General features: G+C 76.4%; 24 protein-coding genes. 19 read left to right on the top strand and 5 right to left on the bottom strand.

Translation table 11 applies throughout. From position 1 onward, the window contains the following. Positions 1 to 126 precede the first annotated feature (126 nt). The 5 genes from Q0848_RS07285 (at position 127) to Q0848_RS07265 (ending at position 5,901) form a co-directional block, all read left to right on the top strand. Positions 127 to 570 carry an ATP-binding protein gene (locus Q0848_RS07285; protein WP_299036420.1) on the top strand — a complete coding sequence of 148 codons (444 nt, stop codon included), beginning with the start codon at positions 127 to 129 and terminating at the stop codon, positions 568 to 570. Positions 571 to 663: 93 nt separating this feature from the next. Then, positions 664 to 2,886, top strand: a complete 2,223-nt coding sequence (locus Q0848_RS07280; RefSeq protein WP_299036419.1) for a S9 family peptidase — start codon at positions 664 to 666, stop codon at positions 2,884 to 2,886. Positions 2,887 to 3,328: 442 nt separating this feature from the next. Beyond that, entirely contained in the window at positions 3,329 to 4,087 is a 759-nt protein-coding gene (locus Q0848_RS07275) for a MerR family transcriptional regulator (RefSeq protein WP_299036418.1), read from the top strand. Between the two features lie 152 nt (positions 4,088 to 4,239). Then, the gene (locus tag Q0848_RS07270) at positions 4,240 to 4,662 is read left to right on the top strand and encodes a DoxX family protein (protein ID WP_299036417.1); all 423 of its coding nucleotides are present in this window, start codon (positions 4,240 to 4,242) and stop codon (positions 4,660 to 4,662) included. A gap of 132 nt (positions 4,663 to 4,794) precedes the next feature. Next, on the top strand, positions 4,795 to 5,901 hold the full coding sequence (locus Q0848_RS07265; protein WP_299036416.1) for a spore photoproduct lyase family protein: 1,107 nt from the start codon (positions 4,795 to 4,797) through the stop codon (positions 5,899 to 5,901). A gap of 39 nt (positions 5,902 to 5,940) precedes the next feature. Here the strand turns inward: Q0848_RS07265 and Q0848_RS07260 are convergent, their stop codons facing one another. Together Q0848_RS07260 and Q0848_RS07255 are read right to left on the bottom strand one after the other, a co-directional pair. Then, positions 5,941 to 6,627, bottom strand: coding sequence for a GPP34 family phosphoprotein (locus Q0848_RS07260; RefSeq protein ID WP_299036415.1), 687 nt, complete (start codon positions 6,625 to 6,627; stop codon positions 5,941 to 5,943). Positions 6,628 to 6,674: 47 nt separating this feature from the next. Next, positions 6,675 to 7,244: a TetR/AcrR family transcriptional regulator gene (locus tag Q0848_RS07255; protein ID WP_299036414.1), complete on the bottom strand. Its 570-nt coding sequence runs from the start codon at positions 7,242 to 7,244 to the stop codon at positions 6,675 to 6,677. Positions 7,245 to 7,353: 109 nt separating this feature from the next. Between Q0848_RS07255 and Q0848_RS07250 the strand changes: the two genes are divergently transcribed. Both Q0848_RS07250 and Q0848_RS07245 read left to right on the top strand, forming a co-directional pair. Then, positions 7,354 to 8,901 carry an MFS transporter gene (locus Q0848_RS07250; RefSeq protein WP_299036413.1) on the top strand — a complete coding sequence of 516 codons (1,548 nt, stop codon included), beginning with the start codon at positions 7,354 to 7,356 and terminating at the stop codon, positions 8,899 to 8,901. Positions 8,902 to 9,056: 155 nt separating this feature from the next. Beyond that, positions 9,057 to 9,743: a vitamin K epoxide reductase family protein gene (locus Q0848_RS07245; RefSeq protein WP_299036412.1), complete on the top strand. Its 687-nt coding sequence runs from the start codon at positions 9,057 to 9,059 to the stop codon at positions 9,741 to 9,743. Between the two features lie 80 nt (positions 9,744 to 9,823). Here the strand turns inward: Q0848_RS07245 and larA are convergent, their stop codons facing one another. Continuing rightward, positions 9,824 to 11,098, bottom strand: a complete 1,275-nt coding sequence (larA, locus tag Q0848_RS07240) for a nickel-dependent lactate racemase (RefSeq protein ID WP_299036411.1) — start codon at positions 11,096 to 11,098, stop codon at positions 9,824 to 9,826. Positions 11,099 to 11,334: 236 nt separating this feature from the next. On the opposite strand from larA, the gene Q0848_RS07235 reads away from it, so the two are divergent. The 10 genes from Q0848_RS07235 (at position 11,335) to Q0848_RS07190 (ending at position 21,657) form a co-directional block, all read left to right on the top strand. Then, on the top strand, positions 11,335 to 12,423 hold the full coding sequence (locus Q0848_RS07235; RefSeq protein ID WP_299036410.1) for a 2-keto-3-deoxygluconate permease: 1,089 nt from the start codon (positions 11,335 to 11,337) through the stop codon (positions 12,421 to 12,423). A gap of 80 nt (positions 12,424 to 12,503) precedes the next feature. Beyond that, a complete protein-coding gene (larE, locus tag Q0848_RS07230) occupies positions 12,504 to 13,307 on the top strand; it encodes an ATP-dependent sacrificial sulfur transferase LarE (protein WP_366146469.1) in 804 nt (267 codons plus the stop codon). Then, positions 13,300 to 13,995 carry a nickel pincer cofactor biosynthesis protein LarB gene (gene larB, locus Q0848_RS07225; protein ID WP_299036408.1) on the top strand — a complete coding sequence of 232 codons (696 nt, stop codon included), beginning with the start codon at positions 13,300 to 13,302 and terminating at the stop codon, positions 13,993 to 13,995. The genes larE and larB overlap by 8 nt, the downstream gene beginning before the upstream one ends. Then, the gene (gene larC / locus Q0848_RS07220; protein ID WP_299036447.1) at positions 13,995 to 15,299 is read left to right on the top strand and encodes a nickel pincer cofactor biosynthesis protein LarC; all 1,305 of its coding nucleotides are present in this window, start codon (positions 13,995 to 13,997) and stop codon (positions 15,297 to 15,299) included. Before larB ends, larC begins: the two co-directional genes overlap by 1 nt. Before the next feature lie 107 nt (positions 15,300 to 15,406). Next, a complete protein-coding gene (gene purB / locus Q0848_RS07215; RefSeq protein WP_366146468.1) occupies positions 15,407 to 16,786 on the top strand; it encodes an adenylosuccinate lyase in 1,380 nt (459 codons plus the stop codon). Between the two features lie 217 nt (positions 16,787 to 17,003). Further along, positions 17,004 to 18,512, top strand: coding sequence for a S8 family serine peptidase (locus tag Q0848_RS07210; protein ID WP_299036406.1), 1,509 nt, complete (start codon positions 17,004 to 17,006; stop codon positions 18,510 to 18,512). Positions 18,513 to 18,709: 197 nt separating this feature from the next. Further along, positions 18,710 to 19,570, top strand: a complete 861-nt coding sequence (locus Q0848_RS07205) for an NAD(P)-dependent oxidoreductase (protein ID WP_299036405.1) — start codon at positions 18,710 to 18,712, stop codon at positions 19,568 to 19,570. A gap of 142 nt (positions 19,571 to 19,712) precedes the next feature. After that, entirely contained in the window at positions 19,713 to 20,132 is a 420-nt protein-coding gene (locus Q0848_RS07200) for a VOC family protein (protein ID WP_299036404.1), read from the top strand. Positions 20,133 to 20,203: 71 nt separating this feature from the next. After that, on the top strand, positions 20,204 to 21,205 hold the full coding sequence (locus tag Q0848_RS07195; RefSeq protein WP_299036403.1) for a ribokinase: 1,002 nt from the start codon (positions 20,204 to 20,206) through the stop codon (positions 21,203 to 21,205). Between the two features lie 89 nt (positions 21,206 to 21,294). Continuing rightward, entirely contained in the window at positions 21,295 to 21,657 is a 363-nt protein-coding gene (locus tag Q0848_RS07190) for a hypothetical protein (RefSeq protein WP_299036402.1), read from the top strand. A 17-nt stretch (positions 21,658 to 21,674) separates the two neighbouring features. Here the strand turns inward: Q0848_RS07190 and Q0848_RS07185 are convergent, their stop codons facing one another. Further along, positions 21,675 to 22,691 carry a Gfo/Idh/MocA family oxidoreductase gene (locus tag Q0848_RS07185; protein ID WP_299036401.1) on the bottom strand — a complete coding sequence of 339 codons (1,017 nt, stop codon included), beginning with the start codon at positions 22,689 to 22,691 and terminating at the stop codon, positions 21,675 to 21,677. Positions 22,692 to 22,783: 92 nt separating this feature from the next. Further along, positions 22,784 to 23,542 carry a GntR family transcriptional regulator gene (locus tag Q0848_RS07180; RefSeq protein WP_299036400.1) on the bottom strand — a complete coding sequence of 253 codons (759 nt, stop codon included), beginning with the start codon at positions 23,540 to 23,542 and terminating at the stop codon, positions 22,784 to 22,786. 186 nt (positions 23,543 to 23,728) lie between these two features. Between Q0848_RS07180 and iolC the strand changes: the two genes are divergently transcribed. After that, positions 23,729 to 24,721, top strand: coding sequence for a 5-dehydro-2-deoxygluconokinase (gene iolC, locus Q0848_RS07175; protein WP_366146467.1), 993 nt, complete (start codon positions 23,729 to 23,731; stop codon positions 24,719 to 24,721). 61 nt (positions 24,722 to 24,782) lie between these two features. Next, complete coding sequence (locus Q0848_RS07170; RefSeq protein ID WP_366146466.1) at positions 24,783 to 25,685, top strand: deoxyribose-phosphate aldolase; 903 nt, start codon at positions 24,783 to 24,785, stop codon at positions 25,683 to 25,685. The last annotated feature ends 72 nt before the right edge of the window (positions 25,686 to 25,757 follow it).

The raw sequence follows: 25,757 nt of genomic DNA, 5'->3' as shown, positions 1-25,757 counted from the left end.
CGTCCGAGGGACCTCGGCGCGGTGCGGACGGGCGCTCACGGGGCGTCGCACCTACCGTGGTTCGCGAGCACGGGCGTCGACGCGCCCGGACGTGTCGAGGACCCGTGGGGGTCGAGGGTGGGGTGGATGGTGTCCTGCAGCACCACCTGGCCCCAGGGGCACCCCGACGTGGAGGGTCCCCCCTTCCTCTCCTGGGTCGTCCGCAGCTCCTCGGACCTCACCACCGCTCGGCGCGAGCTCGCCTCGCACGCCTCCGAGATGCCGGCGGCCGGTGAGGGGTGGGCCGGGGCGATCAGCCTCCCGGACACGCTCGCGCTGCTGCTGAGCGAGCTCGTCACCAACGCCCTGCGGCACGCCTCCCCGCCCGCGGAGGTCACCGTGGTGCTCGACGGCGGCCGGTGCCTGCTCGACGTCGCCGACCCCGACGTCACCAAGCCCCCCTCGCCGGAGCACGACCGCTCGCCCGGTCTGGGCGGCCACGGCCTGCCCCTGGTGGCGCTGCTCGCGCACGACCGCGGCTGGTACGTCGAGGGCTCCCGCAAGCACGTGTGGGCCTGCCTGGGCGCCTGAGCCCGTCGTCCCAGCAGCACCCCGCCGCGCAGCCGGCACCCGTCGCGGAGCCCGCCGGGACGCCGTCGCGGCGAGCGGCCTACGGTCGCCGTCATGAGCCCCTCCGCGACGAGCGACGCCGACGAGGCGCAGCCCACCCCCGGCCCCCTGCAGGTGCCAGCCCCCGTCGCCGAGCGGCGACCGGTGCGGCGCGAGCACCACGGCGACGTCGTGGAGGACCCCTACGAGTGGCTGCGCGCCAAGGACGACCCGCAGGTGCGCGCCCACCTGGAGGCGGAGAACGCCCACACGCAGGCGGTGATCGCCGGCCAGGAGGGGCTGCGCGCGGCCGTGTTCGGCGAGATCAAGGCCCGCACGCAGGAGACGGACCTGTCCGTGCCCAGCCGCGAGGGCGGCTGGTGGTACTACGGCCGCACGGTCGAGGGGCAGCAGTACGGCCTCTCCTGCCGGGCGCCGGTGCAGGACCCGGACGCCCCCGGCAGCTGGGACCCGCCCCCGGCCGGCCCCGACGGGGCCCTCCCGGGCGAGCAGGTGCTGCTCGACGCCAACGTCGAGGCCGAGGGCCACGAGTTCTTCTCGGTCGGCGCCGCCTCGGTGAGCCCGGACGGCACCAGGCTCGCCTGGTCCAGCGACACCACCGGCGACGAGCGCTTCACCCTGCGGGTGCGCGACCTCGAGACGGGCCAGGACCTGCCCGACGAGGTGCCCGGCACCTTCTACTCCGCCACCTGGTCCGCCGACTCCGCCGTCGTCCACTACACGGTCGTCGACGAGGCCTGGCGCCCCCACGAGGTCCGCCGCCACCGCGTCGGCACGCCCGCCGCCGAGGACGACGTCCTCTACCGCGAGGACGACGAGCGCTTCTGGGTGGGCGTCGGGCGCACCCGGAGCCGCCGCTACCTCGTCGTCGAGAGCGCCGCGAAGACGACGAGCGAGACGCACGTCCTCGACACCACCGACCCCGACGCGGGGCTGCGCGTCGTGGCGCCCCGCCGCGAGGGCCTGGAGTACGACGTCGAGCACGTCGTGCTGCCCCAGCCGGACGGCTCCGTGCGCGACCGCTTCCTCGTGCTCCACAACGACGGCGGGGCGGAGGACTTCCAGCTCTCCGTCGTCGACGTCGACGACCCGGCGCCGGAGCACTGGGAGACGGTGCTGCCGCACGTCCCCGGCACCCGGCTCGAGGGCGTGGCCCCCTTCGCGGGCTTCGTCGCCCTGGCCTACCGCCGCGACGTCCTGCCCCGCCTGGCTGTGGCCCCGCTGACCGCCGAGGCGATCGGCGCGCCGCAGGAGGTCGAGGTCGACGAGGAGCTCTTCAGCGTCGGCCTCGGCGGCAACCGCGGCTTCGACCAGCCGCTGCTGCGCTTCGTGCGCACGTCCTTCGTGACCCCGCCGCGGGTCCTGGACCTCGACGTCGCCACCGGCGAGCAGACGCTGCGCCGCGAGACGCCCGTGCTCGGCGGGTACGACTCCGGCGACTACGTGCAGCGCCGCACCTGGGCGACGGCGCCCGACGGCGTCCGCGTGCCCGTCTCGGTGGTGGCCCGGCGCGACGTCGCCGCCGCCGTCGAGGCCGGCGAGCCCGCGCCGTCGGTGGTCTACGGCTACGGCTCCTACGAGGCGAGCATGGACCCGTCCTTCTCCATCTCGCGGCTGTCGCTGCTCGACCGCGGCGTCGTCTTCGCCGTGGCGCACGTGCGCGGCGGCGGCGAGCTGGGCCGGCACTGGTACGACGACGGCAAGAAGCTGACCAAGGCCAACACCTTCACCGACTTCGTGGCCTCGGCCGCGGCGCTCGTCGAGCAGGGCTGGACGACGCCGGAGCGCACCGTCGCCATGGGCGGCTCCGCGGGCGGGCTGCTCATGGGCGCCGCCCTCAACCTGGCGCCGCAGGCCTTCGCCGGCGTGCTGGCCCAGGTGCCCTTCGTGGACCCGCTGACCTCTATCCTCGACCCCTCGCTGCCGCTGACGGTCACCGAGTGGGACGAGTGGGGCAACCCGCTCGAGGACCCCGAGGTCTACGCGTACATGAAGGCGTACTCGCCGTACGAGAACGTCGCGGCCGTCGACCACCCCGCGGTCCTCGCCATGACGAGCCTGAACGACACGCGCGTGCTGTACGTCGAGCCCGCCAAGTGGGTCGCCCGCCTGCGCGAGCTCGGGACGGGCAGCCGCCCGGTGCTGCTGCGCACCGAGATGGACGGCGGCCACGGCGGCGCCTCCGGTCGCTACAAGAGCTGGGAGGAGCGCGCCCTCGAGTACGCCTGGGTGCTCGACGTCCTCGGCGCGCCAGCGGAGCTGCTGCCCCGGCCCTGAGGCGTTCGCTCGCGGTCAGCGGTCGGGGTCGGGTCGGTCGCCTGTGGTCGGGGGGCGGGCGGGTCGGCCGGTCGCGGGGCACTGCCTACGCGCTCGGTCGGGGCTCGCGCCCCGACCTCGCTGCTCGGCTCACGTGCCCCGCGACCGGCCGACCCGCCCGCCTCGTGGGCGTCACCTGGGGCGGGTGCCTCGTGACGGGCCGACCCGTCCGCCTCGTGGGCGCTCACCGGGTCGCGGGGGCGTGAGGCGCGGCGACTCGCCCGCCTCGTGGGCGTCACCGGGGCGGCGTGCGGCGATGACGTACCGGCTCGCCGGTCATCGGCGCGCTCGCAGGGCACGGGTCGACGCTTGCGGTTGACGCAGCGTCAGTCCCTAGCGTCGAGCGAGCCGGTCGGGGAGGTCCCGACGGCGCCGCGGGAGCGGTGGACGGAAGGGGCGCGCGGTGGCGTGGACGACGGCTGAGGTGGCGCGGATGTCGGGGACGACGGCGCGCACGCTGCGGCACTACGACGCCGTCGGGCTGCTCGTGCCGGCCGGGACGGGTCCCGGGGGCGTGCGGCTCTACGAGCGGGAGCACCTGCTGCGGCTGCAGCGGATCCTCGTGCTCCGGGAGCTGGGCGTGCCCCTCGGTCTGGTCGGGGAGGTGCTGGCGGGGGAGCGCGACGAGGTCGCGGCCCTGCGCGAGCACGCCGACCGGCTCGAGGCCGAGGGCAGCCGGCTCGCCCGGCTCGCCGCCACCGCCCGCCGCACCGCGGCCCACCTGGAGGGAGAGGGCGAGATGACCGAGACGGAGTTCTTCGAGGGGCTGGCGCGCGACCGCGCGCAGCTGCAGGAGCAGCTCGTGGACCGCTACGGCGAGGGCGTGCGCGGGGCGTTCGCCGAGGCGGCCGAGCGGACCGGCGACTGGTCGCGGGCAGACCTGGAGCGCGCGGGGCAGGAGCACCGGGAGCTCGCGGAGCGCCTCGCCGAGCGGGTGCGCGCGGGCGCGGAGCCGGGGGACGGGGCGGTGCAGGCGCTCGTCGCGGAGCACCACGCCTCCGTCGCCCAGCACTGGACGCCGGGCCGCGCCGGCTACACCGGGCTCGGTGACCTGTACGTCGAGGACGAGCGCTACCGGGCGTTCTACGACGGCGTCGAGCCCGGGCTCGCGGGCTTCCTGCGCGACGCGATGGTCGCGTGGGCGGGCGAGCACCTGTCCTGAGAGGCGGGCGGACCCACGACGCGGAGGAGCGCGCCGTGGGTCCGCACCCGCGGGCGTCGCCCCTGCCCCCGCCGGGCGTCGCGGTAGGCTCCGGACTCCTTGAGGGCTCACGCACCGGCGTGCGCTCGCACCGCCGACCCCGGAGGCCGACCGTGCCCGAGCCCGTCCGCGACATCGCCCTGCTCCTCGCCCGCGTCCTCGTCGGGGTGGTCCTCGTCGCCCACGGCTGGGACAAGCTCGCCGTCCAGGGGGTCTCCGGCACGGCCGGCTTCATGGCGTCGCTGGGCGTCCCCGCGCCCGAGGTCGCGGCGGTCGTGCTCGCCGTCCTCGAGCTCGTCACCGGCGTGCTGCTGGTCCTGGGCGCCGCCACGGTCGTGGCTTCCGCGCTCGTCCTCGTGGACATGGCCGCCGCGTACTGGCTCGTGCACCGCGGCAGCGGCGTCTTCGTCGACGGCGGCGGCTGGGAGCTCGTCGGCGTCATCGCCGCCGTCGCCCTCGCCCTCCTCGGTGCCGGCCCGGGGCGCGCGAGCCTCGACCACCTCGTGGGCGCCCGCCGCCGTCGTCCCAGCCGCTGACGCCGCGCTCCTCCCCCACCCGGGCCTCGTCGCCCTCCTCCGTCCGGGGGCGTCCCTGGGGCGATGTCGCAGCCTCTCGCCGTCCGGGCGGGCGGCTGCCGGGCGCGGACGGCGGGAGGAGACCATGGGCGGGTGAGCACCCCCGCCGCCGACGAGGCGCCCGTCGCCCGGACGAGGGCGCCAGGGCAGCTGCTCGACGTCCGCACCATCTACGCGGAGCCGGCTGCGCTGGAGCTCGAGCGCGGCCGGCAGGTGGTCGCCCGGTGGCCGGGCGCCGAGGTGGTCGAGGTGCCGTCCGCCCAGCGCGTCCAGGGCCTGCACGACGACGCGGCGTCCGTCGACCGGTGGGTCCGGGTGAAGACCGAGGTGCTGGCGCTCGGCGTCCGCAAGACGCTCACGGCCCGGCGCAACGAGCGGTCGGCCAACTGGATCGCGCCGTCGACGGCCAACGGCTGCGCCATGGCGTGCGCGTACTGCTACGTGCCGCGGCACAAGGGCTACGCCAACCCCATCACCGTCTACGCGAACATCGACCAGGTCGTCGGCTACCTCCAGCGCCACGTCGCCCGCCAGGGCCTCAAGCCCGAGCCCGACCAGTGCGACCCGGCGGCGTGGGTCTACGACATCGGCGAGAACAGCGACGCCTCGGTCGACGCCGTCGTCAGCGACAACGTGCGCGACCTCGTCACGGCCTTCCGCGCGATGCCGACCGCCAAGGCCTCCTTCGCCACCAAGCAGGTCAACCGCGACCTCCTCGGCTACGACCCGCAGGGGCGCACCCGCGTGCGCTTCTCGGTGATGCCGCACCGGATGGCGAAGCTGCTCGACGTGCGCACCTCTCCCGTGAGCCAGCGCTTCGCGGCCGTGGACGACTTCGTCGCGGCCGGGTACGAGGTGCACCTCAACCTCTCGCCCGTCGTCGTCCACGAGGGCTGGCTGGAGGAGTGGGCCGAGCTGCTCGACGAGCTCGACGACGTCCTGTCGCCCGCCGCCAAGGCGCAGGCGCAGGCCGAGGTGATCCTCCTGACCCACAACGCCGGGCTGCACGAGGTGAACCTCGGCTGGCACCCGAAGGGCGAGGAGGCGATCTGGCGCCCCGACATCCAGGAGTCCAAGCGCTCGCAGAACGGCATGGAGAACGTCCGCTACCGCGCGGCCTGGAAGAAGGTGTGGCTGCAGCGCCTGCTCGACCTCGTGGCCGAGCGGACGCCGTGGCTCACCGTGCGCTACGCGTTCTGACAGCACCAGGCGCCACGCCCCGCGGCGGAGGCGCCCGGGTCAGCCGGACGACGCGGCGCCCGTCGTGATGACCACCGTGGTCGCCGCCGCCATGATCTCGTCGAGCGCGCGCTTGACCGCGGCGCCCGCCCACTCGCCCTCGGACAGCTCCTCGAGCCGGCGGTCGGTCGCCCGCCGGTCCTCGCCGCGGAAGACCTCGCCGCGCAGGCGCAGGGCCCGCACCAGCGAGGCCAGTGCGGCGGTGCGCGCGTCCGGCGTCGTGCCGACGACGACGGCGTCGTGCAGCCGCTGCCGCACGCGGGCCTCCGGGCCGCCGTCGGCCTCGGGGTAGCGGGTGCGCGGGAAGAGGCCGAGGACCCTGCCCTCCTCGCGCCGCAGGACGCCGCGCTCGACGAGCCGCTCCAGCGAGGCCGCCCGCGCGTCCTTCCCGAGCGCCGTCAGCCACCGCTTCGGCGGCTTCGGCCGCGCCCCCGCCGCGACCTCGGCCAGGGCCGCGTCGAGGACGGGCTCGCCCGTCGGCGTCGCGTCGAGGACGACGAGGTCGCCGTCGCGCACGTCGACGCGCCCCCGCAGCGACAGGTCCACCTGGACGGCGCCGCCGAGCCCGACGTCCAGCGTCGTGCTCCACGTGCTGCCCTTCTCGTCGTCGTAGACGAGCAGCAGCAGCTCCTCGGGCAGCGTCAGCTCGTGCTCGACGTCCCGGACCTCCGCGCCCCCGCTGCTCATGCGGCCACGCTAGGACGCGTCCCGCGTCGAGGGCGGTCTTCGAGCGTCTAGCCCTCGGCGGAGACGTCGCCAGACGACGGCATCGGGCGCTCGAGGACGGGCGCGAGCGCGGCGAGCAGGTCGTCGACGGGCACCGGGCCGGCGTCCTCGGCGCCCGTGAGCGCCGCGAGGTAGAGGCCGTCGCCGACGAGCTGCACCAGGCGCGCCCGCGCCGGGTCGCCGAGCTCGTCGCGCAGGGCGGCGAACCAGCCCTCGTCGATCTCGGCGAAGACGGCGCGGGCCAGCTCGGACGCCTCGTCCCCGCCGGCGACGCGCAGCGCGGCGACGTAGGTCCGGGACAGGCCGCTGGCGCCGCCGAGCGGGGGAGCGGACCCGCGCAGCCAGGTGGCGACGGCGCCGTCCGGCGCCGCGCGCATCTGCGCGGCGTCCTCGAGGCCCCGCTGGCGCAGCCGCTCCAGCAGCCCGGTGACCAGGGCCTCCTTGCTGGGGAAGTGGTAGAGCAGCCCGCCCTTGGAGACCTGGGCGGCCGAGGACACCGCGTCGAGCGTCGCGGCCGCCGGGCCCGCCTCGATGAGCAGGGACTCGTAGGCGTCGAGGACGCGGTCCCGTGCCGTCATCCGGTCAGCGTAGTCAGCGGTCGCCCGACGTCGCCGAGGAATAGACCGTCCAGACGGTACAGTTACCGTCGTCGCGCCCACTGGGGCGCGACGACGACGAAGGACGGCCATGAGCACCGCGACCCCCACCCGCGCCCCCGACGAGACCGCCCCGGCGGCGCCCCCTCGGGTGACCGCGCGGCAGTGGGCCGGGCTCGCCGTGCTCGTGCTGCCGACCCTGCTCGTGGCGGCGAACGGGACGATCCTGTCCTTCGCCCTGCCGACCATCAGCACCTCGCTGCGGCCGACGGCGACCCAGCTGCTGTGGGTCGTCGACGTCTACCCGCTCGTGCTGGCCGGCCTGCTCGTGGCGATGGGCTTCCTCGGCGACCGGATCGGCCGCCGTCGGCTGCTGCTCGTCGGCACCGCGGGCTTCGGCCTGGTGTCGGCCGTGGCGGCTCTCGCGCCGACGGCGGGTGCGCTGATCGCGGCCCGTGCGGTGCTCGGCGTCTTCGGCGCCATGCTCATGCCGCCGACGCTGGCGCTGCTGCGCTCGGTCTTCCCCGACGCCGGCCAGCGCCGCCTCGCGGTGGCGATCTGGGCCACGGGCTTCTCCGCCGGCGCGGCGCTCGGGCCGATCCTCGGCGGCGTCCTGCTCGAGCGTTTCTGGTGGGGCTCGGCCTTCCTCGTGGCCGTCCCCGTGTCCGCGCTGATCCTGCTCGTCGGGCCGCGGGTGCTGCCCGAGTCCCGCGAGAGCGCGCCGGGCCCGGTGGACCTGCTGTCCGTCGTCCTGTCCCTGACGACGATGGTCCCCTTCGTCTACGCCATCAAGACCGCCGCCGAGCACGGCGTCTCGCCCGTGGCGGTGGCCTCCGCGGTCGTCGCCGTGGTGAGCGGCGTCGCCTTCGTGCGGCGCCAGCTGGGGCGCGCCCGCCCCCTGCTGGACCTGTCGCTCTTCCGCGCACCGGTCTTCAGCGCCTCGGTGGCGGCGAACCTCATGGGGATCTTCGCCTTTGCGGGCCTGCTGTTCTTCACCTCGCAGTACCTGCAGCTCGTCGTCGGGCTGTCGCCGCTGGTCGCGGCGCTGCACCTGCTGCCGAGCATGGCCGCCACGATCGTCACCGGGCTGCTCGCGGTGCGGCTGTCCCGCCGCTGGCCGCTGCACGTCCTCGTGCCGGTCGGGCTCGCGACGTCCGCCGTCGGCTACGGCGTCGCCACCCAGCTGGGCGGCGGCCCGGAGGCCGGGCTGCTCGTCGCGGCGTCCGTGCTGGTCGGCGCGGGCGTCGGCCTGGCGGAGACGCTGACGAACGACGCTATCCTCACCTCGGCGCCGGCCGACCGGACGGGCGCCGCCTCGGCCGTGTCCGAGACGGCGTACGAGCTCGGCGCGGTGCTCGGCACGGCCGTCCTGGGCAGCGTGCTGGGCGCCGTCTACCGGGCGTCGCTCGAGGTGCCGGCCAGCGCCGACGCCGACGCCGCCGACGCGGCGACCCAGACGCTCGGCGGCGCCGTCGAGGCGGCGGGCGCGCTCGGCGGGGCGGACGGCGCGGCGCTGCTCGCGTCCGCGCAGGACGCCTTCGCCGCCGGCGTCGACGCGACCGCGGCCATCGGCGCCGCCGTCGTCCTCGCCGCCGCCGCCCTGGTGGCGCTCGCGCTGCGCCCTCGGCACGGCCGCTGACGAGGGCGGGTCGTCGCCGGCTCGCCCGGCCGGCTCGGGTCCCGGGACCTGGGTCCCGGGACCTCCGTCCCGAGGGTGCGCTCGCCGTGCGGTTCCCAGGGGGCGTGCGCCCGGTTCACGGCTGGCTCCCAGGGGCGGCGACCTACCCTCGCGACGTGGCACATCTCGACCAGCGGAGCACCCGCGAGGAGCCGGACGGCGTCGACGCGGCGGACGACGACGCCCTGCTCGGCGAGGAGCACGACGCCCCGCCCGTGATCGGCGACCGGCGCTTCGGCGCGTGGATGCTCGTCACCGGCCTGCTCGGCTTCGTCGCCGCGTTCGTGCTCACGGTCGAGCGCTTCGAGCTGGCGCTCGACCCGAGCTACGTGCCCACCTGCAGCATCAACCCGATCCTGTCCTGCGGCAGCGTCATGCAGACCGAGCAGGCGGCGCTGCTCGGCTTCCCCAACCCGATCATCGGCGTCGCGTGCTTCGCGGTCCTCACGACGCTCGGCGTCGTGCTGCTCAGCGGGGCCCGCCTGGCGCGCTGGGTCCAGGTGGGGGTCCAGGTCGGGGTGACGGCGGGCACCGCGTTCGTCGTCTGGCTGATCAGCCAGAGCCTCTACGTCGTCGGCGCGCTGTGCCCCTACTGCATGGTCGTGTGGGCGGTGATGATCGCGCTCTTCTGGACGACGACGGCCCGCTCGCTCGAGCAGGGCGCGCTGCCGGCCCCCCGCGGGCTCGCCACCGCCGTCGTCGACCTGCGCGTGCCGCTCATCGCCGTCTCCCTCGCGGTCGTCGTCGCGCTCGTCGGCGTCCGCTTCTGGGACTACTGGCAGACGCTGCTGCCCTTCGCCTGACGCGCACCGCCCTCTCCGGGCGAGGCCGGCGACGACCGGACCCGGCGCGGACGCCCCCGCGCGCGCCGAGCCCGGACGGCTCAGGCCACGTACGGGATCGTCTGGGGGCCCTCGGGCAGCACGCAGACCCGCGCCTGCGGGCCCGCGGCCGCCAGCGCCTCGCGCACGGTGCGCTCGATGTCGTCGGTCTGCTCCAGGTGCGCCGTGGCCAGGGCGGCGTCGCTCAGGAACGACGTGCGCATCACCACCCGGGCGTGGCTCTGCACCTTGGCCTGGACCTGCACCTGCCACTGGTCCGGGACCGTCTCCGGGCGAGCGCGGATGTCGGCCAGCAGGGCCTGCGGCGAGGCCGCCGAGGCGAGGACCTCGCGGTAGGAGCCGTGGTCGGGGAAGCCGTCCCGGCACTCCGCGGCGCACACGATCGTGCCGCCGGGCTTGACGACCGTCGCGGCGGCCGACATGCCCTTGACCGACTGGTAGAGGTTCTGGTCGAGCGGGTAGCCGGACCCCGTGGTCACGACGACGTCGAACAGCTCCGGGACCGGGGCCATGGCCAGGCGCCGTGCCGCCTCCCGCGCCTGCGCGTGCATGGCCAGCACCGGGCCGCCGAACGCCTGGACGATCGCCTGCTCGCGGTTGAGCACGACGTCGAGCGCGAAGTCGACGCCGCCGACGGCGTCGACGACCGCGCGCACGTCGTCGTGGACCGGGTTGCCCTCGCAGATCCCCCACGTCGCGCGCTCGTCGCCGATGCGCCGCGCGTCGTGGAGGGTCAGGACCGTCTCGAGCCCGGCCAGTCCGGGCGCGACGAGCTTCGGGCCGCCGCTGAAGCCGGCGAAGAAGTGCGGCTCGACGAAGCCCGTCGTGATCCGGACGTCGGCCTCGACCCAGTGCTTGTTCAGCCACACGGGGACGTCGTCGCCGTGGCGCCCGAGGTAGACCAGGGAGCTGTCGTCCCGCGCGTCGTGGTTGATGATCGTGACGCTGTCCGCCACCTCGTCGCCCACCATCTCCCGGATCTCCTCCGGCGTGTTGCCCCGGTGGGTCCCCGTGGCCACCAGGATCACGACGTCCTCCCGGCGCACGACGCCCTCGAGCGCCTCCAGCACCGCGGGGATGACGAGGTGCCGCGGCTGGGGCCGGGTGCCGTCGCACATCGAGATGGCCACGGTGGCCCCCGGGCGCACCAGCTCTCGCAGCGGCGGGCCGGACACGGGCCGCTGGAGGGCGTCCCTCAGCAGGGCCCCCTGGTCGGCGGGGGCCGGGGTGAAGGACGGCTCCACCACCTGCGTCCGCTCGGTCGGCAGCTCGATGTCGAGGCCGTCGCGACCGTAGGAGAGCGAGATGCGAGTCATCTGCGCATCCTGCCCGACCGGCGCCCCGGGGCGGCTCGCCGCGGCGCGTGGGCCGGGGCGGCGACGTCGCGCGGCGGCCCTCGAGGGGTGCGAGGGCGCCGGTCGACGGGCCGATAGCCTCCCCGCGCGGCGCTCGAGGTCCGAGCCGCTCACCGCTGCCCGGCGTCCTGGACCCCCGCCCAGCCAGCCCCGCTGCCCACGTCGACGGCGATGTGCCCCCGAGGAGACCTCCACGCATGAGCACGACCACGAGCACGGCCGGCGGCCCCCTCGCGGGCGCGGGCCGCGCCCTGGGGAAGATCCCGGGCGCCATCATGATCATCCCGCTCTTCCTCGGGGCGATCACCAACTCGTTCTTCCCGCAGCTCCTCGAGATCGGCAGCTTCACCACCGCCCTGTTCAGCGAGGGCACCGGCGCCCTGCTCGGGCTGTTCTTCTTCTGCCTCGGGGCCCAGCTCGACTTCCGGACCGCGCCGGCCACCGTCGAGAAGGGCTTCGCGGTCCTGGTCGGCAAGGTCGGGATCGGCGTGGCCGTGGGCCTGGCCGTCGCCTTCCTGCTCCCCAGCGGCGAGCTCTTCGGCCTGCTGCCGCTCGCGATCATCGCGGCGATGACCAACTCGAACTCGGCCCTCTACGTCGCGCTCACCAAGCAGTTCGGCAACACGAGCGACCGGGGCGCCATCACGGTCATCGCGATGAACGACGGGCCGTTCTTCACGATGATCGCGCTCGGCGCGGCGGGGCTCGCCGCCTTCCCCCTCGAGATGCTGGTCGGCATCCTCCTGCCGCTGTTCATCGGGTTCGCCGTCGGCAACGTGAGCCCCGCGGCCCGCGAGTTCCTCAAGCCCGGGGAGGCCCTGACCATCCCGTTCATCGGCTTCGTCGTCGGCACCGGCATCGACTTCGGGACCTTCGCGCAGGCGGGCCTGCCCGGCGCCCTGCTCGGGATCATGACGGTCGTGCTGTCCGGCGGCGCGGCGATGGGGGTGCTGTGGCTGGTGCACGTCCTGCGCGGCCGGCCGAAGCGCGCCCGCAACCTCGTCGCGGGGGCCGCCGAGTCGACGACGGCGGGCAACGCCATCGCGACGCCGGCGGCGATCGCGCTCGTCGACCAGAGCTACGAGGGGGTCCAGGCGCTCGCGACCGCGCAGGTCGCCGCCGCGACCGTCGTCACGGCGATCCTCGTGCCCTTCGTCGTCGCGGCCGTGGCCCGCTGGCAGGAGCGCCGGGGCGTCAGCCCGCAGGCGGAGGACGAGTGGAACCTCGGGCGCGCCGCCCAGGCGGTGCCGGCGCCCGCCGACGTGCCCGCCGGAGGGGCCCCGTGACGGACGTGGAGCTGCGCGCAGAGCCCCTGGGGGCCGACGTCCTCGCCGAGGAGCCCGGCGCCCGGGCGGTCGTCGAGCAGCTGCGGGGCGCCTGCGGGGACGCCGGTCGCCTGGGGGTCGCCTTCTCCGGGGGCGTCGACTCCTCCGTCGTGCTCGCCCTGGGCGCGCTCGCGCTCGGCGCCGACCGGGTGCTCGCGCTCGTCGGGGTGTCGCCGAGCCTGGCCGCGCGCGAGCTCGAGGCCGCCCGCGGCGTGGCCGCGGCCGTCGGCGTCGAGGTCCTCGAGGTGCCCACCGAGGAGGGCGACTCGCCCGCCTACCGGGCCAACGGCCCGGACCGCTGCTTCCACTGCAAGGACGAGCTCTTCACGCGCATCGACGAGCGGGTCGTGGCCGCGCAGGGGCTGGCCGCCGTCGCCCACGGGGAGAACGCCGACGACCTCCTGCGCCGCGACCGCCCCGGGGCGCGCGCGGCGCTCGAGCACGGCGTCCTGCGGCCCCTGGCCGACGCCGGGATGGGCAAGACGGACGTGCGGCGCGTGGCCCGGCTGCTCCGCCTGCCGTCCGCCGACAAGCCCGCCGCGCCGTGCCTGGCCTCCCGCATCCCGCACGGCACCGAGGTCACCCCGGAGCGGCTGGGGCAGGTCGAGCGCGCCGAGGCGGCGCTGCACGACCTCGGCCTGCGAGAGGTGCGGGTGCGCCACCACGGCGACGTCGCCCGGCTCGAGCTGGGCACCGAGCTGCTGGCCGCGCTCGTCGAGGAGCCGCGGCGCGCGGAGGTCGTCGCCGCGGTGCGCGCCGCGGGCTTCCGCTTCGTCACCGTGGACCTGAGCGGGCTCCAGAGCGGCGCCTTCACCCTGCCGCTGGTCGAGGTGCGCGGTGGCTGACGGCGCGCAGGGCCAGCAGGACTGGCAGCCGCCCCAGCCCCTCCTCGACGTCGCCGAGCTCGACACCGACCGCCTCGCCCGCCGCGGGTACGCGGAGGCCGTCTTCTGCGAGGGCAAGACGGTCGACCAGCTGACGGCGATCGCCGCGGCGATCGCGCGCTCGGGCCAGCCGACCCTGTTCACCCGGGTGCGCGCGGACCAGGTCGAGCCGCTGCTCGCGCAGCTGCCGGGCGCCCGGCACGAGCCGGAGGCCCGCCTCGTCGTCGTGCCCGCGGAGCCGCCCGAGCCCCGGGGCGGGCTGGTCGTCGTCGTCGCGGCGGGGACCTCCGACCTGCCCGTGGCCCTCGAGGCCCTGCACACCGCGCGCCACCTCGGGCGCGCGTGCGAGCTCGTCGTCGACGTCGGGGTCGCGGGACTGCACCGGGTCCTCGGCCACCTCGACCTGCTCCGACGGGCCCGGGTGCTCGTCGTCGTCGCCGGGATGGACGGCGCCCTGCCCGGGGTGGTGGCGGGGCTGGTGAGCGCGCCGGTCGTCGCCGTCCCGACATCGGTCGGCTACGGGAGCTCCTTCGCCGGGATCACGCCGCTGCTCACGATGCTCAGCGCCTGCGCGCCGGGCGTCAGCGTGGTCGGCATCGACAACGGCTACGGCGCGGGCCACGTGGCCGCGCAGGTCGCGGCGTCGTGATGGCCTCCGGCGACGCCCCCTCGCCCCGCGGGACGGACGCGAGCCCGACCGGGGGCGGCGGGTTGCTCGCGTGGGTCGACGCGTCGGCGGGCGTCGCCGGCGACATGCTGCTGGGGGCGCTGCTCGACGCCGGGGCCGACCTGGCGTCCGTGCAGCGCTGCGTCGACGCGGTCGTCCCCGGCTCCGTGCGCCTCGGCGTCCACGACGTCGAGCGGGCCGGGCTGCTGGCGTCGAAGCTCGACGTGGAGGTGCTCGTCGCCGACCCCCCGCACCGGACGTGGGCCGCCGTCGCGCAGATGATCGGGGACGCGGAGCTGCCCGCAGGCGTCCGGGACCGTGCGCTGGCCGTCTTCGCGCGGCTCGCGGAGGCGGAGGGTCGCGTCCACGGGATGCCGCCCGAGGACGTGCACTTCCACGAGGTCGGGGCGCTCGACGCCGTGGCCGACGTCGTCGGCTGCTGCGCCGCGCTGGAGGACCTCGGCGTCGAGGAGCTCGTCACCTCCCCGATGGCCCTGGGCAGCGGCACCGTCCGCGCCGCCCACGGGGTGCTGCCGGTGCCCGTGCCCGCCGTCCTCCAGCTCGTGCGGGGGTGGGACGTCCTCGGCGGCGGCGAGGGCGAGCTGACGACGCCCACGGGCGCCGCTCTGCTCACCGCCCTGTGCACGAGGACCGGGGCGCTGCCGCGGATGGACGTCCGGGCGTCGGGCCAGGGCGCGGGGACGCGCGACGTGCCGGGGCGGGCGAACGTCACGCGGGTCGTGCTGGGCGCGGCTGCGGCGGCGCGGGCCGGAGCCGGCGCGCCGGTCGACGGGGGAGGGCGCGAGGACGTGGTCGTCCTCGAGGCGACGGTCGACGACCTCGACCCGCGCGTCTGGCCGGACGTCCTGCACCACCTCCTGGCCGAGGGCGCCCTGGACGCCTGGCTCACGCCCGTGCTCATGAAGAAGGGCCGCCCCGGCCACGTGCTGAGCGTCCTGGCCGCGCCGGCCTCGGCCTCCGGGCTCTCCGCGCGGGTGCTGGAGCTCACGAGCACCCTGGGCGTGCGGCGGGGGCGCGTCGAGCGCGACGTCCTGCAGCGGGACTGGCGGCCGGTGAGGACCGCGGGCGGGCAGGTGCGCGTGAAGGTGGGCCACCGGGACGGCGCCGTGCTCCAGGCGACGCCGGAGTTCGAGGACGCGCTCGCGGCCGCGCGGCGGTCGGGGGCGGCGGTGGCCGACGTGCTGGACGAGGCCCGCGCGGCGGGCCGCGCCGCCGGCCTGGTCGCCGGGGGCCCGTGGCCGCCCCCGGGCGCGCCGCAGACCTGAGCCCGGGCGGGACCTCCCTGCCTCCCGGCTCTGGGACCATGACCGCCGTGACCGACGCGCCCGCCGCAGCCCAGACCACTCCGACCACCGGGCCCACCTCGACCCCGCTGGCCGACGCCGGCATCCCCCTCGGGGCGCTGGACGGGCGCTACCGCGGCGTCGTCGCGCCGCTGGTGGAGCACCTGTCCGAGGCGGCGCTGAACCGCGAGCGCGTCCACGTCGAGGTCGAGTGGCTGCTGCACCTGACGGGCGTCGTGCCGGGCGCCCCGCAGCCGACCGCGGACGACGTCGCCGCGCTGCGCGGGCTGGTGGAGCGCTTCGACGCCGACTCCGTCGCCGAGCTGGCCGCGCTCGAGCGCGAGACGGCGCACGACGTCAAGGCCGTCGAGTACTACGTCGCCCGGAACCTGGAGGGCACCTCGCTCGAGGGCGCCGAGGCGCTCGTCCACTTCTGCTGCACGAGCGAGGACGTCAACAACCTCTCCTACGCGCTGATGGTCCGCGGGGCGGTGCAGCAGGTGTGGCTGCCGGCCGCGATGGCGCTGGTCGACCAGGTCGCCGAGATGGCGCGCGCGAGCGCCGACGTCCCGATGCTCGCCCGCACCCACGGCCAGCCCGCGACACCGACGACGCTCGGCAAGGAGCTCGCCGTCCTCGCCTCCCGGCTGCGCCGCCAGCTGCGCCGGGTCGAGGGCGCGGAGTTCCTCGGCAAGATCAACGGCGCCACGGGCACCTACGGCGCGCACGTCGCGGCGCTGCCGGACGTCGACTGGCCGCGCGTCGGCCAGGACTTCGTCGAGCACCTCGGGCTGACGTGGAACCCGCTGACCACGCAGATCGAGTCCCACGACTGGCAGGCCGAGCTGTACGCCGACCTCGCCCGCTTCAACCGGGTGCTCCACAACCTCTGCACCGACGTGTGGAGCTACATCTCCACCGGGTACTTCCGCCAGCAGCTCGGCGCCCACGGCTCGACCGGCTCCTCGACGATGCCGCACAAGGTGAACCCGATCCGCTTCGAGAACGCCGAGGCGAACCTCGAGGTCTCGAACGCCCTGCTCGACGTGCTCGCCTCGACCCTCGTGACGTCGCGGCTGCAGCGCGACCTCACCGACTCCTCGATGCAGCGCAACATCGGCACGGCCGTCGGCCACTCGCTGCTCGCGCTCGACAACGTGCGCCGCGGGCTGCGCGGGCTCGACGTCGCCGCGGAGGTCATGGCGACCGACCTCGACGCCAACTGGGAGGTCCTCGGCGAGGCCGTCCAGTCGGTGATGCGCGCGCAGGCGATCGCGGGGACGCCGGGCATGGACGAGCCGTACGAGCGCGTCAAGGAGCTCACCCGCGGCCGTCGCGTCGACGGCCCCGCGATGCGCGAGTTCGTCGCCGGCCTCGGCCTGCCCGACGACGTGGCCGCGCGCCTGGCGGACCTGACCCCCGCGACGTACACCGGCCTCGCGGCGCGGCTGGTCGACGAGCTGGGCTGACGCCGCCGGGCGCCCGGGCGGGCCGCGACGGCGGCGCGCACCTGGTGTTCGCCCGGTGTGCCCGGGATGCGACTGGTGTGCCCGGGATGCGACTGGTGTGCCCGGGATGCGACTGGTGTGCCCGGGATGCGACCGCTGCGCCCCGGATGTCGGTGCCTCGACGTACGGTCTGCGCGGCCCCCGCCCCGGGGCCGGCCACCGACCCAGGAGATCCCCTGTGACCCACGCACACCGCCGTGCCGGACGCGCGACCGCGGCCGTCCTCGCCCTGGCGCTCTCCGGCGCCGCCACCGCCACGGCTGTCGCCGGTCCCGCTGCGGCGGAGCCGATCACCCGCACCGCACCGGGCGAGGGGGTCATGAGCTACGTCGTCAACACCGACGCCACGCAGAGCGCGGTCGCCCGCGTGCGCGTGGCCGTCGCCCGTGCGGGCGGGGCCACCGTCGTCGACTACCCGGAGATCGGCGTCGTCGTGGCCCGCTCGGCGAACCCGGCCTTCCGCGACCAGGTGCTCGGCGGGCACTTCTCCGCGCTCGTCGACTCCGTCGGCCCCACGCGCACGGTGCCCGTCGTCGAGGGCGTCCCCGGTCGCCTGCGCGGCCCCGGCGCGCAGCCGCAGCGCACCGACCTGCGCGGGCTCGGCGGCCGCACGGGCGTCGAGGCGGCGCAGGTGGACGTGCCCGACCCGGGCGAGGCGCTGCAGTACGACATGGCCGCCATCGGCGCCGACCGCGCGAACGCCGTCGAGCCCGGCAGTCCGGACGTCGTCGTCGGCGTCCTGGACGACGGCATCGACGACACCCACCCCGACCTCGCGGGCCGCGTGGACCGCAGCCTCTCGGGCGACTGCACGGGCGGCGGCCGCTTCGACGGCAGCGAGGGCGCCCACCTGCCCTTCGCGGGCGCCTACCACGGCACCCACGTGGCGGGCACGATCGGCGCGGCGGAGAACGGCGAGGGGATCGTCGGCGTCGCCCCGGGCGTCACGCTGGCCGCCGTCAAGGTCGTCAGCGCCGAGGGCTTCATCTTCCCGGAGTCGGCCATCTGCGGCTTCATGCACGCCGCGGAGGAGGGCTTCGAGGTCACCAACAACAGCTACTACGTCGACCCGTGGGAGTTCTGGTGCGACGACGAGGTGGACCAGGCCGCCGCCCGTGAGGCCGTCGAGCGCGCCGTCGCCTACTCCCAGGAGCAGGGCGTCGTGAGCGCGGCCGCGGCCGGCAACTCGCGGTACGACCTCGCGAACAAGACGACCAGCAGCTCGAGCCCCAACGACGGCAGCGGCGCCATCCCGGGCCGCGACGTCACCGGCTGCGTCGACATGCCCACCGAGCTGCCCGGCGTCGTCACCGTCTCCTCGACGACGTCCGCCGGCACGCTGTCCGCCTTCTCCAACTACGGCGCGGGCGTCATCGACGTCGCCGCCCCGGGCAGCGCGGTCGTCTCGACCTTCCCCCTGAGCGTCTCCCCGTCCGGGTACGCGTCGATCTCCGGCACGTCGATGGCCTCCCCGCACGTGGCCGGCGTGCTCGCGCTGCTGGCGACGACGCACCCCGGCGCCACGCCGGCCGAGCTGCGGGCGCTGCTCGAGGAGCAGGCCACCGACACGGCGTGCCCGGCGACGCCGGCGTCGCCCACGACCGCGCCCTGCGCGGGCTCGGTCGAGGACAACTCCTACTTCGGCGAGGGCCTCGTGGACGCCCTCGCCGCGGTGACGGTGCGCTGACCGCGCACGGCTGACGACCGACGGCGCCCGTCCCCACCGGGGACGGGCGCCGTCGGCGTCTGCGCCGCGGGGCGCGGCGCCGGGGTGCGCGAGCCCTGCGGCGGTGGGACGGTCGCCCGCATGAGCCCTCACACCCCGACCGCACCGCTGCGGGCACCCGCGCCGGCTCCCGCCCTCGTCCCGGTGGCGGGCGACCGGTGACCGGCCGCGTCGTCGTCACCGGGGCGGCCGGCAAGCTCGGCCGCGCCGTCACGGCGGACCTGCGCGAGCACGGGTGGGACGTCCTGCCCGTGGACCGCGCCCGCACGCCGGAGTCGCCCGAGGGCCTGCTGGTGGTCGACCTCACCGACCAGGCGCAGGTCGTCGAGGTCATCGGCGGCCGCACCGACGAGCGCGAGGGGCGCGTCGACGCCGTCGCGCACATGGCCGCCGTCCCAGCGCCGGGGATCGTGCCCAACTCGGCGACCTTCGCCAACAACATGGCGGCGTCGTGGAACGTGCAGACGGCCGCCCGGGCCGCCGGCGTGAAGCACGTCGTGTGGGCCTCGAGCGAGACCGTCCTCGGCCTCCCCTTCGACGAGCCGCCGCCCTACGCGCCGGTCGACGAGGCCTACCGCGCCCGCCCCGGCTCGACCTACTCCCTCGTGAAGACCCTCGAGGAGGAGATGGCGCACCACCTGTGCCGGTGGGACCCCGAGCTGACCATGGTGGGCCTGCGGTTCTCCAACGTCATGGAGCTGCACGACTACGCGCAGTTCCCGTCCTTCGACGCCGACCCGATGCGGCGCAAGTGGAACCTGTGGGGCTACATCGACGCCCGCGACGGCGCGCAGGCGGTGCGCAAGGGGCTCGAGCTCGACCGCCCGGGCTCCCACGTCGCGATCATCGCGGCCGCCGACACGGTGATGAGCCGCTCCAGCGCCGGCCTGATGGCCGAGGTCTTCCCCGGCGTCGAGATCCGCCGCGAGCTCGGCGAGCACGAGACCCTGCTCGGCATCGACACCGCCCGCGAGCTCCTCGGCTTCGACCCGCAGCACTCCTGGCGCGACGAGGTCTGAGCACCCCGCACGAGGCCCCGCACCGCTCGGCGGTGCGGGGCCTCGTCGCGTGCGGCGTCCTCCGCGGGTGCACCGGCCCCCGCGGCGGGCGCGATCGCGCGAGGATGCGGGAGCCGACCACTCGTCGTCGAGAGGACCGCTCGTGAGCCCGGACCCGACCGCCGCCCCGTCGCTGCGCCTGTCCGCCACCGTGCTGGACGGACCCGACCCGGTCGCGCTCGCGGCCTACTACCGCGAGCTCCTGGGCTGGGAGGTGCTCCTGGAGGAGCCGGAGTGGGTCATGCTCGCGCCGCCCGGCGGTGGCGCCGGGCTGTCGTTCCAGCTCGAGGCCGACCACGTGCCGCCGACCTGGCCGCACGGGCCGCGGGACCAGCGGATGCAGCTGCACCTCGACGTCGCCGTCGAGGTCGCGGGCGGCGACCCGGTCGGCTCGCTCGCCGCGGCGGCGGACCGCGCCGTCGCCCTCGGCGGCCGGCTCCCCGAGCACCAGCCCCAGGACGACGTGCGGGTGGTGCTGGACCCGGCCGGCCACCCCTTCTGCCTCTTCCTCCCGGAGGGCTGACCGCACCGGCAGCGCTCCGCCCCGGCGCCGGGACCGACCGCTGCGCCGCGCCGTGCGGCAGGGTGGCGGCCGTGGGAGAGCGCAGCGGCGTCGTGGTGGTGGGCAGCGCGAACCTCGACGTCGTGCTCGCCGTCGAGGAGATCCCACGCCCGGGGGAGACGGTGCTGGCGCGCTCGCGCGCCGAGCACGTCGGCGGCAAGGGGCTCAACCAGGCCGTCGCGGCGGCCCGCTGCGGCGCGGCGACCACCTTCGTCGGAGCCGTCGGCGACGACGGCGCGGGACGGCGCCTGCGCGAGGCGCTCGCCGGCGCCGGCGTCGAGGTCCGCACCCGGCTGCTGGAGCGGCCCACGGGCACGGCGCTCATCACCGTCGCGGCGTCGGGGGAGAACGCCATCGTCGTGGACCCCGGGGCGAACGCCGGGCTCACCGACCTCGGCCCCGCCGAGCTCGACGTCGTGCGCGGCGCGGGGCACCTGCTCTGCCAGCTCGAGGTGCCGCCGGCGACCGTGGCCGCCGCTGCCGCAGCGGCCGTCTCCTCGGGCGTCGTCGTCGTGCTCAACCCCTCACCGGTCCAGCCCCTGCCGGCGGGGCTGCTGGGGGACGTCGACGTCCTGCTCGTGAACGAGCACGAGGCCGCCGCGCTGTCCGGTCCTCGGGCCGGGGACGGCGTCGAGCACGCCGGGTCCGCCGTCGAGCGAGCCCGCACCCTGGTGCGCCGGCTGCTCCCGGACGTGCCGGCGGTCGTCGTCACCCTGGGCGCCGGGGGCGCCCTCGTGGCCGTCCGTGACGGGGCGCCCGACGGCGTCCACGTGCCCGGCCTGCCCGTCGAGGCGGTCGACACCACCGGGGCGGGGGACGCCTTCGGCGGTGCCCTCGTCGCCGCGCTGGAGGAGGCCCGCGCCCACGACGGGCGGGCCGGGGGCGGCGCGCCGGGCGAGGCGGTGCTCGTCGCGGCGGCGCGCACCGCGACGGCCGCGGCCGCGCTGTCGGTCCAGCGCCACGGCGCCGCGACCTCCGCACCGCACCGCGCCGACGTCGAGGCGCTGCTGCGCGAGAGCCCCGGCCGGCGGTAGCCGCCCCCTCCGCCGTCCCTCCCGCGGCGGCTCACCCGTCCGGGGGCGCGCCGTGCGATCACTCGAACACCTGTGCGAACCTACTCCGCGTGGGCGGAGGGTGGTCGAGCAGCAGGGCGGCGTCCTTCCGCCGCTCGCTCGCCGACCAGCACGACGAGCAGGGCCGGCACGACGAGCGGGGCCGGCACGGCGAGCGGGACCAGCAGGTCGGAGGCGACGAGCAGGTGGCGGGCCGGCAGCAGGCGGACGCGGAGCGCCGCGGTGGCCGGGGCACGCACTGCTGGGTGCTCATGCCCGACGCCGACCCGATGCCCGGCGTCGTCGCCGGGTGGCGCCGGGACGGGGTCGGCGCGTGGGAGGCGCGCGTCGCCTACGCGCTGGGGGACGACGGCACGTCCGGCGTCGTCACCGGCTGGCTGCCGGCGTCCTGCCTGCGGCCCTACCGCGTCTGAGGGCTGCCGCCTCCTCCTCAGCCCAGGACGCGCACGGGCCGCCCGGTGACGAGGGACTCCTGCGCGGCGTCGGCCACGCGGGAGGCGGCGACGGCGTCCTGCGGCGTGCACGGGTTCTCGCGCTCGCCGCGGACCAGCTCGCAGAAGGCGGCCAGCTCGGCGCGGTAGGCGTCGGCGAAGCGCTCGGCGAACGTGGGGTGCGGCGGGCCGGCGGGGAAGGTGACGCCCCGCTCGGAGGAGCGCAGCGCCGCCCGGTCGTCGAGCCCCACGACCAGCGCGCCCTCCGAGCCCTGCAGCTCGGTGCGCACGTCGTGGCCGGCGCCGTTGTAGCGGGAGGCGGTGACGACGGCGAGCAGCCCGCTGCTCGTCGTGCAGACGGCGAGGGCCGTGTCGACGTCGCCGACGGCGCCGATCTCCGGGTCCCCGAGGTTGCTGCCGCGCGCCCAGACCTCGACGACCTCCTCGCCGGTCAGCCACCGCAGCACGTCGAAGTCGTGGACGCTGACGTCGCGGAAGATCCCGCCCGAGGTCGCGAGGAAGGCGACGGGCGGGGGCGCCGCGTCGCACGTGACGGAGCGGATGCTGTGCAGCCAGCCCAGCTCGCCGGCCCGCAGCGCCCGCCGGGCCTCGAGGTAGCCCGCGTCCAGGCGGCGCTGGTGGCCCATCTGCACGACGCCGCCCGCGGCGGCCACGTGCTCGAGCACCGGCAGCGACGACGCGACGTCGGGCGCGACGGGCTTCTCGCACAGCACCGGCAGGCCCGCGTCCACCCCCGCGCGCACCAGCTCGGGGTGCGCGGCCGTCGCGGCGGCCACGACCAGCCCGTCGACCCGCCCCAGCAGCTCCTCCACCGAGCCGACGGCGTCCGCGCCCACCGAGCGCGCGACGCGCTCGGCCTGCTCGGGGGCGGCGTCGACCAGCAGCACCTGCGAGACGCCCGGGGTCTGCACGGCGTTGCGGGCGTGCATCGCGCCGATCCGCCCCGTGCCCACGACGCCGAGGACGAGCCCTCGGCCCTGCGTCGCTGCGCTCATGCGTGCCTCCTCCGCGCCGTGCGGCGCTGCCGGCGGGCCGGCGTGGTCGGGCCCTCCCGGTGGGACGGCGTGGTGGGTCGCGCGGCGAGGGCTCAGCGGTCGACGAGCGTGGTGGAGAACTCGTAGCGGGAGGCGCGGTAGGCGTGGGTGCCGTGCTCGACGACCGTCCCGTAGTCGTCGTAGGCCGTGCGCTCCATCGTCAGCAGGGCCGCCCGCGGCGCCTCGTCCAGGAGCTTCGCCTCCCGGGCGCCCGCCAGGCGCGCCCCGATCTTCTGGTGGGCCACGCTCAGGTGCACCCCCTGGGCGCGCAGGTGCTGGTAGAGGCCGTGGTCCGCGAGGTCCTCCTGGGTCAGGGTGAAGCGGCCCGGGAGGTGGTTGGTCAGCAGGGCCAGCGGCTCGCCGTGCGTGCGGCGGAGGCGGACGAGGCGGGTGATCTCGTCGCCCTCGGCCACGCCCAGCGCGGCGGCGACGTCCGCGGACGCCGGCTCGCGCGCGAGCTCCAGGACCGACGTCGTGGGGGCCCCGCCGGCGCGCGCGAGGTCGTCGTAGAGGCTCGTGAGGTCGACCGACCGGCTGACGGGGGACTGCACCACCTGCGTGCCGACGCCGCGCTTGCGCACGAGCATGCCCTTGTCCACCAGCTCCTGGACGGCGCGCCGGATGGTGGGCCGCGAGAGCCCGTAGCGCTGGGCCAGGGCGATCTCGTTCTCCAGCCGCGACCCGGCAGGCAGCGCGCCGTCGGTGATGGCCCGCTCCATGGCCTGCGACAGCTGGTAGTAGAGCGGGGTCGGGCTGGAGCGGTCGACGTCGAACTGCGGCGCCGACGGGCTCGCGGGCGGGGTGGCCACCACGGCGGTCCTCCTCGGGTCCTCCCGGGCGACGGCGCCGTCGGGAGGGCCCATGGTGCCAGAGCGGGGTGACGTGATGAACGGCCGTCGCGTTGTCCATATGACCGGACAAAGCGTTGACACGCTCGTGCGGTGGGGAGCAGAGTGCTGCGCGGACGGCCCGACCGGCCGGCCGGAGGCCACGAGGACGTGGAGGACGAGGTGCTCGCAGGAGCAGGACGGCTCGAGGTGCTGGCCTTCGGGCGCAGCGGGGTGGACGTGTACCCGCTGCAGACCGGTGTGGGCCTCGAGGACGTCGAGACGTTCGGGAAGTACCTCGGGGGCAGCGCCGCCAACGTGGCCGTGGCCGCGGCGCGGCTGGGGCGCCGCTCGGCGCTCGTGAGCGGGGTCGGCGACGACCCGTTCGGGCGCTTCGTGCGCCGGGCGCTGCGCGACCTCGGCGTGGACGACCAGCACGTCGTCCTCGACCCCGAGCACGCGACCCCGGTGACCTTCTGCGAGATCTTCCCGCCCGACGACTTCCCGATCTACTTCTACCGGCGCCCCAAGGCCCCGGACCTCCAGGTGCGCCCCGAGGACCTCGACCTCGACGCCGTCCGCTCGGCGGACCTGTTCTGGTGCACCGTCACCGGCCTGTCGGAGTCCCCGAGCCGCGAGGCCCACCACGCGGCGTGGGAGGCCCGGGCCCGTCGCGAGCACACCGTCCTCGACCTCGACTACCGGCCGGTGTTCTGGGAGTCGAAGGAGGCCGCGGCCGAGCAGGTCTCGCGGGCGCTGGAGCACGTGACCGTCGCCGTCGGCAACCGCGAGGAGTGCGAGGTCGCGGTCGGCGAGACCGATCCCGACCGCGCCGCCGACGCGCTGCTGGAGCGGGGGGTCCAGCTCGCCGTCGTGAAGCAGGGGCCGCGCGGCGTCCTCGGCAAGACGCGCGACGAGCGCGTCGTCGTCCCGCCGACCCCGGTGGACGTCGTCAACGGCCTCGGGGCGGGCGACGCCTTCGGCGGCTCCCTGTGCGACGGCCTGCTGGCGGGGCTGCCGCTGGAGGAGGTGCTGCGGCGCTGCAACGCCGCCGGCGCCATCGTCGCCTCGCGCCTGGAGTGCTCCACCGCCATGCCCACGCACGAGGAGGTGGACGCCCACGTGCGCGCCCACGCCGCCACCGAGGGGGCTGGTCGTGCCTGAGGCCGCCGCGCTCGCCCCCGGCGCCCCTCCGCTCGGCTCGACCGCCGGTGCGGCGGCGGCGGTGAGCGCGCCGGCCCCGCTGTGCCGGACCTACGACGAGGTCACCGAGCTGCGCGCCCGGGAGCCGCGCGCCGTCGCGCGAGCCCTCGCGGCGCGCCGGCGTCGTCCGTCCTTCCTGCCCGCGGACGGCCGGCTCATGCTCGTCGCGGCCGACCACCCCGCCCGCGGCGCCCTCGCGGCGCAGGGGCGCCCGACGGCGATGCACGACCGGCGCGACATGCTCGACCGCCTGCGTTCGGCGCTCGCCCGCCCGGGCGTGGACGGCCTGCTCGCGACGGCCGACGTCGCCGAGGACCTCCTGCTCCTGGGGGCGCTCGAGGACAAGGTCGTCGTCGCCTCGATGAACCGGGGCGGGCTCGCGGGCGCGACGTTCGAGCTCGACGACCGGATGACGGGGTACGACGTCCCCGGCGTCGTCGCCGCGCGCTTCGACGCCGCCAAGATGCTCAACCGGATCGACCTCGAGGACCCGAGCACGGTGGGGATGCTCGAGGCCGCGGGTCGTGCCGTGACCGAGTGCGCCCGAGCCGGTGTCGTCTGCATGCTCGAGCCGTTCATGGCGCGCCGCCCCGACGGGCCGGGCGGCCGGGTGGTCAACGACCTGTCGGCCGACGCCGTGATCAAGTCCGTGCACATCACGCAGGGCCTCGGCGCCACCTCCGCCCACACCTGGATGAAGCTGCCCGTGGTGCACGAGATGGAGCGCGTGATGGCGGCGACGACGCTGCCCACCCTCCTGCTCGGCGGGGACCCGACGGACGCGCCGGAGGAGACCTACGCGCGCTGGCGCTCGGCCCTGGCCCTGCCGTCCGTGCGCGGCCTGGTGGTCGGGCGGACCCTGCTGTACCCGCAGGACGACGACGTCGCCGCGGCCGTCGACACGGCCGTCTCGCTCGTCCGCTGACGACGCGGCCCGGTGCAGCGCGCCGAGACCCGCTGCACGCAGACCCACTCCCGCACAGACCCCACCCCGAGG

Origin of the sequence: uncultured Pseudokineococcus sp., from assembly GCF_947495735.1 — a bacterium.
GTDB lineage: Bacteria > Actinomycetota > Actinomycetes > Actinomycetales > Quadrisphaeraceae > Pseudokineococcus.
The sequence above is the reverse complement of the archived record's forward strand: the minus strand, read 5'-3'. Positions and strand labels throughout refer to the sequence as shown.

What these genes read in the sequence shown, in the direction of transcription:
- Q0848_RS07250 (WP_299036413.1), top strand. Translation starts at nt 7,354, where the DNA reads ATGAGCACCGCGACCCCCACCCGCGCCCCCGACGAGACCGCCCCGGCG.
- Q0848_RS07255 (WP_299036414.1), bottom strand. Translation starts at nt 7,244, where the DNA reads ATGACGGCACGGGACCGCGTCCTCGACGCCTACGAGTCCCTGCTCATC.
- Q0848_RS07285 (WP_299036420.1), top strand. Translation starts at nt 127, where the DNA reads ATGGTGTCCTGCAGCACCACCTGGCCCCAGGGGCACCCCGACGTGGAG.
- larA (WP_299036411.1), bottom strand. Translation starts at nt 11,098, where the DNA reads ATGACTCGCATCTCGCTCTCCTACGGTCGCGACGGCCTCGACATCGAG.
- Q0848_RS07185 (WP_299036401.1), bottom strand. Translation starts at nt 22,691, where the DNA reads ATGAGCGCAGCGACGCAGGGCCGAGGGCTCGTCCTCGGCGTCGTGGGC.
- larC (WP_299036447.1), top strand. Translation starts at nt 13,995, where the DNA reads ATGGCCTCCGGCGACGCCCCCTCGCCCCGCGGGACGGACGCGAGCCCG.
- Q0848_RS07235 (WP_299036410.1), top strand. Translation starts at nt 11,335, where the DNA reads ATGAGCACGACCACGAGCACGGCCGGCGGCCCCCTCGCGGGCGCGGGC.
- Q0848_RS07280 (WP_299036419.1), top strand. Translation starts at nt 664, where the DNA reads ATGAGCCCCTCCGCGACGAGCGACGCCGACGAGGCGCAGCCCACCCCC.
- Q0848_RS07260 (WP_299036415.1), bottom strand. Translation starts at nt 6,627, where the DNA reads ATGAGCAGCGGGGGCGCGGAGGTCCGGGACGTCGAGCACGAGCTGACG.